Annotated in this window: 7 protein-coding genes and 1 riboswitch; of the genes, 2 read left to right on the forward strand and 5 right to left on the reverse strand. The window is 57.7% G+C overall.

Features of this window, described 5'->3' with window-relative positions; translation table 11 throughout:
* Window positions 1-447, reverse strand: a 447-nt coding sequence (gene hpt, locus VMW13_03100; GenBank protein HUV43799.1) for a hypoxanthine phosphoribosyltransferase, incomplete at its 3' end; no start/stop codon positions are given.
* A gap of 2 nt (window positions 448-449) precedes the next feature.
* Window positions 450-1385, reverse strand: a complete 936-nt coding sequence (locus tag VMW13_03105) for a cation diffusion facilitator family transporter (protein HUV43800.1) — start codon at window positions 1383-1385, stop codon at window positions 450-452.
* 58 nt (window positions 1386-1443) lie between these two features.
* Between VMW13_03105 and VMW13_03110 the strand changes: the two genes are divergently transcribed.
* Both VMW13_03110 and VMW13_03115 read left to right on the forward strand, forming a co-directional pair.
* The gene (locus tag VMW13_03110) at window positions 1444-1659 is read left to right on the forward strand and encodes a helix-turn-helix transcriptional regulator (GenBank protein HUV43801.1); all 216 of its coding nucleotides are present in this window, start codon (window positions 1444-1446) and stop codon (window positions 1657-1659) included.
* Window positions 1660-1671: 12 nt separating this feature from the next.
* A complete protein-coding gene (locus VMW13_03115; protein HUV43802.1) occupies window positions 1672-2910 on the forward strand; it encodes an amidohydrolase family protein in 1239 nt (412 codons plus the stop codon).
* Here VMW13_03115 and VMW13_03120 read toward each other — a convergent pair.
* The 3 genes from VMW13_03120 to VMW13_03130 form a co-directional block, all read right to left on the reverse strand.
* On the reverse strand, window positions 2900-3715 hold the full coding sequence (locus tag VMW13_03120; GenBank protein HUV43803.1) for a heme ABC transporter ATP-binding protein: 816 nt from the start codon (window positions 3713-3715) through the stop codon (window positions 2900-2902). The two genes, VMW13_03115 and VMW13_03120, sit on opposite strands and share 11 nt — an antisense overlap.
* Entirely contained in the window at window positions 3715-4773 is a 1059-nt protein-coding gene (locus VMW13_03125) for an iron chelate uptake ABC transporter family permease subunit (GenBank protein ID HUV43804.1), read from the reverse strand. The genes VMW13_03120 and VMW13_03125 overlap by 1 nt, the downstream gene beginning before the upstream one ends.
* An 89-nt stretch (window positions 4774-4862) precedes the next feature.
* A riboswitch (cobalamin riboswitch) is annotated at window positions 4863-5011 on the reverse strand.
* Between the two features lie 87 nt (window positions 5012-5098).
* A partial coding sequence (locus tag VMW13_03130; protein ID HUV43805.1) for a (Fe-S)-binding protein occupies window positions 5099-6838 on the reverse strand: 1740 nt, incomplete at its 5' end.

Consider the following 6838-nt stretch of genomic DNA (forward strand, 5'->3'; position numbering starts at 1 on the left):
CGGGACAGTGAAACCCGGGTAGTCTATCACCACCGGGACCCTGTGGCGGGCGGGTTTGTCCACCAGGGAGCAGAGCCGCAACGAAGCCGGCTTCTTCTTTCTCAGGTAGTCCAGGAAGTAGGTTGTCGTCAGGCCGGTATCCACAATATCTTCAATGACCAGCACATCACGTCCACGGACAGGCGAGCGAAGTCCCTGTACGACGCGGATGTCTCCGGTGGTCTCTGTTCCCCGACCGTAGCTGGATAACCGGACGAAGTCTATCTCCAGCGGGAAGTCAAGTCGCCGTACCAGGTCAGCCATGAATACAAACGACCCCTTGAGGATACCGAGCAGCAGAGGGTTCTTTCCCGCGTAGTCGCGACGGACCTCCACTGCCAGCCGGTCTACGGTGGCGGCTATCTCCTCTCTTGACAGGAGCACCTCGGTTCTCGGTTCAACAACCATGTCTATTCGGGCACCTCCCGTCGAGCGATATTGCACATCAGGCCGGCAGGGCACCCTTCGCATTTCTCACATTCCAGTTGCAGCGTGGTGTGGGTGATATTGAAACGCTGCGCCAGGTCCTGGTTCACCGCCCGGGCAATCTCACCACTCTTTGCCACCGTCTGGTCCTCAATCAGCAGGTGAGCGCTCAGGGCGTGTATTCCGGAGGTTATCGTCCAGACGTGCATATCGTGCACATCTTCCACCCCGGGGATACCCATAATCATCCGGACCACCTCGTCTATCTGGATGTGTTTCGGTGCCGCCTCCAGAAGGATGTCGGCTGATTCCCGGACGAGTCGCACCGCACCCCAGAGTATGATACAGCCAATCAGGACGGCAATGATGGGGTCGACCATGTCCCATCCGGTCACTGCGATAACCACACCACCAATGATTACGCCGAGTGACGATATCGTGTCCCCGAGAACATGCCAGAAAGCTGCTTTCATGTTGAGGTTGTCGTTCCGGACAGCCCCCAGGAGCCACATTGCACACAGGTTGGCGACAAGGCCGACGGCGGCTACCACCAGCATCAGTGTCGTGCGCACTTCGGGCGGGTCCAGAAAACGCTGATAGGCCTCATAGAAGATGTACGCCGCCACCAGCCCCAGAATGACGCCGTTGGTCAGCGCCGCCATGATTTCGACACGGTGATAGCCGAAGGTCCTGGTAGCCGTAGCCGGTCTTCTGGCGATCCGAAGGGCCAGGAGACTTATGCCCAACGCCAGGGCGTCTACCAGCATATGCCCGGCATCGCCAAGCAGCGCCAGGCTGTTGCTCAGCAGGCCACCGACGAATTCGGCGACCATGATGGCGGCAACAATGACCAGAGCGATAGAAAGCCGCCTGATACCGTTGTTGGTCAGGTGGCTGTGTTCTCGGTGGTGGTCATCCATATTTCACTTTCCACCCTGCTTCGGCACGCTGACGCCCGTGCTTACGCCTCGCAAGTACATGATAGCACTTCCAGACGAGAGGGAAAAACGTGTCGTAGTGATGGTCGTGGTCATCGCCGTATTCATCTCACCTCCGGCACTACTCGTGGGGGTCCGGCGGGAAACTATTGTCTTTCTGGAGCAGGGGAAGTATAATCCATCACTTAGACTTGCTCATAATGTAGCCAGGACACTGGGAGCGACCATCGAGGAGATATTCACTTTCGAGGAATAGGGAGTAGTCGATATGGCGAAATCACTGGTACTGAAGAACGCGACCTTAATCGACGGCACCGGGTGCGAACCGCTGGAGGGCACCACGGTTGTTGTCGGTAACCGCATCAGTAGTGTAGGCACCGAAGTAGACTATCCTGCTGATGCCAGCGTGGTCGACCTGAAAGGCTTCACACTCATGCCCGGCTTCATCGATTGCCACGTTCACCTGGGTGCCTTCGTTGTCGATGACCCGGACTGGCAGTTCAATGCTATATCATTCGTGCCCTGGTTTACCTCATTCCTGTGGGACTACTTCCGCAGCTTTGCCAGGAGACGGAGACTGGCTATCGAGAATGGCCTGACCTCTTTCCGGAGCGCGGGGGATATCCACCCTCATATCGTACAGCTACGGGACAGGATTGCTTCCGGCAAGCTCAGCGGACCACGGATATTCGCTCCCGGTCCAATCTTTACCGCTCCCGGTGGTCATCCTGCAGGAACGATATACCGGCGCAACCGTTACATCGTGGAGCACGCAACCAGACAAGTCGATGACACCAGTGCCGCCCGAGACGAGGTCAGGAAGCTGGCCGAGGAAGGAGTAGACTGTATCAAGGCAATCTACTGCGACCAGAACCTGATGGACCTGGATAACAGGTTGCCAAAGCTCGGGCTCGACGTGCTGGCGGCAATGACCGACGAAGCACACCTGCACAACCTCCGCATCATGGTGCACACCGGAAACCCGGACGACACCCGGGATGCAGTTGACGCTGGTGTTGACAGTATCGAGCACGGGCTACTTCCCGGTACGGATTCCACCGAATTCCCGGATGACGTGGTCAAGATGTTGGTGGACAGGGGAACGTACTATGTTCCCACGCTGGCAATAGCCTGGGCAAATCGAAAGAAGTTCCCGGAACTCTTTCATGCGGCCAAGCGGGCTGTGAAACATCTACACGAAGCCGGTGTTCACATAGCCGCGGGTACGGATTCCGGTACTCCGGGAGTAGTCATCGGCAAAGGCATACACATAGAGATGGCAGTCATGGTGGAGGCAGGCCTTAGTCCAATGGCAGCGATAATCACCGGGACAAGGAACGCTGCCGAAAACCTTGGCAGGGGGAGTGACCTCGGCACGGTAGAGGCGGGCAAACTGGCTGACATGGTTGTGGTTTCGGGAAATCCGCTGGAGGAGATATCCAGAACCACCGGAATAAGAATGGTAATCAAGGATGGCGAAATCCTGGTCAACAGACTTAAGACGTAGGACTGTCCCGGCGTGAGTTCGCGCTTCCCTCCGGCATGATAACCACGTGCGGGTCTCCGGTTACAGGGTGCGGCTCCACTCTTACGGGAGCGGCAAAGACCTTATAGAGCATACTCTCGGTAATGACCTCGGTGGGAGTCCCGTCAGCGACAATACGACCCTCTTTGAGCAGCACCAGCCGGTCGAAATAGAGGGAAGCCAGGTTCAGGTCGTGCATGGCGGCGATGACAGTGATGCCCTGCTCCCGGTTCAAACTCCGCACGCGCTCCAGAATCTCCACCTGGTGAGTGATATCCAGGTGCATCGTCGGCTCGTCCAGCAGCAGCAGCCCGGGTTGCTGGGCCAGGGTCATAGCCAGAATGACCTTCTGCCGCTCACCGCCACTCAGTTCGTCGAAACGGCGCTCCTTAAGCTCACTGATACCCGCCATCTCCAGCGCAGTATTCACCACCTCCCTGTCGACATCGGTCTCGCCGGCGAGTGTACGGATAAACGGGGTCCGTCCCAGCATTACCATCTCGCCAACGTTAAAAGCGAAGGGCATGTGGAACTGCTGTGGCATCACGGCAACGCTGCGGGCAACGGACTTGCGACTCATTAGTCGCAAGTCGGCGCCGTCCAGCCGGACTTCACCCTGCCCCGGCTTCAGAATACCGCTGGCCAGTTTGAGCAGGGTGGTCTTACCGGAGCCGTTGGGACCGAGCAGCCCCACCATCTCACCGGCACCGACGGAGAGGTCGATATCATGCAGTACCTGTCCGTCGGAGTATGAGAAAGACACCTGCCTGAGCCGTAAATCGAGCATCAGAAAGCGTACTCCTTCCGGTTGCGCCGCAGCAGGTAGAGGAAGAACGGGGCACCGATGACGGCCGTGATGATGCCTACCGGGATTTCGGTGGGCGCCAGTACCACCCTGGCCAGGAGGTCGGCCATAACCACGAAAACAGCACCGGCCAGTGCCGAAGCCGGCAGCAGGAGCCGGTGGTCCGGTCCCAGGATGAGACGTACCGCGTGGGGCATGACCAGTCCGACAAACCCTATCAGACCACCGATGGACACCGCGGCTGCCGTCAGCAGAGAACCCACTGCCAGGATAAGAACCTTGTCCCGCTCCACCTCGATGCCCAGGTAGGCGGCACCCTCTTCACCCAGAGAGAAGGCATTGAGATGGTGGGCGAATGCCCGTGCAATAATGATGCCGCCGATGACCAGCGGGGCGATAACGGCAATCTGGCTCCAGCCGACCACCGATATGTGGCCCATGAGGAACGAGTACACGGAGCGGATGTTCAGGTCCAGCCGGTCACTTATCGCCATCATAAAAGATATTATGGCTGCCAGGAGAGCACTGACAACGAACCCGGCGAGAAGCATACTGACGATGGGCGTCTTACCGCCGACACGCGCCAGATTATACACAATGAAAACGGCGGCCAGGGCACCCGCAAAGGCTGCCAGCGGCACCAGGCCAAAGCCGAGGAAGGCCATGTTTATCGGCAGGACCATGGCAATTGTCGCTCCCAGGGCAGCCCCCGATGAGGTACCGATGATGTATGGGTCTGCCATGGGATTCCGAAGCAGGCCCTGGAAAAGCACCCCGGCTGTCGCCAGGGCCGCCCCCACCAGGGCACCACCCACGACTCGCGGCATCCGTATCTGGAAAAGTATTGTTTCCTCGGCCACCCGCCACGTGTCCGGAAAATCGAAGAAGGCCAGCTTATTGAGAAGCATCTTGCATATATCAGGCAGGGAGATAGTTACCGCCCCGAAGGCACTGGCCAGGAAGAACGCCAGGACCAGTCCGCCCGCCAGTAACAGCAGGACAGAGGCCAGCCGTCTGCGTCGCCTTGGTTTACTCGCCATATTTCCCGCTCCCCAAAAAGAAAGAGTCCCCTCATCGGCAGAACAAGGGGACTCCTGTACTTCAAAGTCTCCTTCCTCCATCTCCGCGGAGGTGTCAAAGAACTGGTGGCCGGTGTTCTGACTTCCGGGAGTTTATTACTCCCGGATACAGCAGGCGGAACTGTGCCGGATTCTCACCGGACTTGCGCTCCGTTTAAGCCCTCGCTCACGCTCGGGCACCCCCAGGGTTTCCTATTCAGTTTTACCAGCAGCCAACGCCGGGTTGTCTGCTACCAGCATATTGCACATAGCGGCGGTAGTCAAAGATTATACACGGCGGCACACGCTACTTCAACCTTGCGGCAACAATCTCCGCCAGGTCCAGCACCTTCACACGGTCATCAGCATCCATATCCTTGAGCCCGTCCTCAAACATCACCATGCAATACGGGCAGCAGACGCAGATTGTCTTCGGGTCTTTCTCCAGGGCTTCCTCGACGCGGACGATATTTATCCGCTTACCGGTGCTCTCCTCCATCCACATCCGACCACCACCGGCACCACAGCAGAAGGCACGGTTATGGTGACGCTCCATCTCGGTCGGCGCCCGGCCGGTAGCCGCGGCCAGCGCCTGACGGGGGGCTTCGTAGATATCGTTATGGCGACCCAGGTAGCAGGAATCGTGGAAGACCACATTCCCCAGGTCTCCACCGGTACCATTCAGCTTCAGCCTTCCTTCGGTCAGCAGCCGGTTGATAAATTCGGTGTGATGAACGACGTCCAACTCCGCACCGTACTGGCGGTAGTCGTTCTTCAGAGTAGTGTAGCAGTGAGGGCACTCTGTGATTATCTTCTTGACCCCTCTCTCCTTGAACGTGGCCAGGTTTTGCTTCACCAGTTGGTCATAGACATACTCGTTACCGAGCCGTCGCAGACTATCGCCACAGCAGGCTTCGTCCCTGCCCAGTATGCCCCAGGATACTCCGGCAGCATCCAGGACCCTGGTAATCGCCAGGCTTACCTGCCGCTCACGGGAATCAAAGGCACCGGCACAGCCCACGTAGAAGAGATACTCGGTCTTACCTTCCTCGAAGGGTTGCGCCTCGATATTAGCCGCCCACTTGGCACGGTCGCTGGGAGCAATGCCCCAGGGGTTACTGCGTTGTTCCGTGTTCTCGAAGAGGTTAAGGAGCTCTTCGGGGAATTTAGCCTGCACCTGCACCAGCTCGCGCCGCATGTCAATAATCTTGGGCACGTGCTCGATGTACACCGGGCACACCTCCATGCAAGCCCCGCAGGTGGTGCAGGCCCAGATGGCGTCCTCGGATATTGTGCCTTCACCGCCGTCACCAATCAGGTCCAGGGAAGGCGACTGCTTCTTTAGCAGAGCTGGACCGTTGGTCATCAGGTTAGTATTGATGTCACGAATAATTAGGCGGGGATTGAGGGGCTTGTCCGTCAGGTTTGCAGGACAGTTCTCCTGGCAGTAACCGCAGACAACACAGGCATAGACATCGAGGAGCTGTTTCCGCGAAAAGCCGTCCACCCGGGACACCCCGAAGGTTGCCTGGTCCTTGAGGTCGATCCGCTCAACCATGTTCTTGGTTTTGGGCTGAAGTACGTCATTGATAATAGCAGCCACCACGTGCAGGTAACGCGTATAGCCGATGATGGCCATGACGAGCAATACAAATACCCAGTGACTCCAGAACCAGAAAGCGTGTGATGCTTCCAGGGAAGCCACACCGGCGTAGAGGTTACTCACCGCCGTACTTATCGGCGGTGTGGCCAGACCCAGCCCCGCGGGAGCGTGCCCGGCGGCAATCTGCGTGGCAATCTTGCCAACGTGAGTAATAGGATGGATAAGAACGGTCATAAGTATAAATATTGCTTCCCAGGTCAGCTGTCCCTTCAGCCGTGCCGGCTTACCGATATAGCGTCGGATAATAGCCCATATCACACCGATAACAATGAAGGGGGCGATGATATCGGTTACCCAGCACCAGATAACGTAGAAAGCGTTATTCTCCATCGCCGCCGAGATGCCGAAACCGGAGGCAATAACAATAAAGAGGAGGTAATAAAT

This window comes from Dehalococcoidales bacterium (genome assembly GCA_035529395.1).
GTDB lineage: Bacteria > Chloroflexota > Dehalococcoidia > Dehalococcoidales > Fen-1064 > DUES01.

Excerpts from the sequence above, each read along its gene's own strand:
- VMW13_03105 (HUV43800.1), bottom strand. The coding sequence starts at position 1,385 with ATGGATGACCACCACCGAGAACACAGCCACCTGACCAACAACGGTATC.
- VMW13_03125 (HUV43804.1), bottom strand. The coding sequence starts at position 4,773 with ATGGCGAGTAAACCAAGGCGACGCAGACGGCTGGCCTCTGTCCTGCTG.
- VMW13_03110 (HUV43801.1), top strand. The coding sequence starts at position 1,444 with ATGATAGCACTTCCAGACGAGAGGGAAAAACGTGTCGTAGTGATGGTC.
- VMW13_03120 (HUV43803.1), bottom strand. The coding sequence starts at position 3,715 with ATGCTCGATTTACGGCTCAGGCAGGTGTCTTTCTCATACTCCGACGGA.
- VMW13_03115 (HUV43802.1), top strand. The coding sequence starts at position 1,672 with ATGGCGAAATCACTGGTACTGAAGAACGCGACCTTAATCGACGGCACC.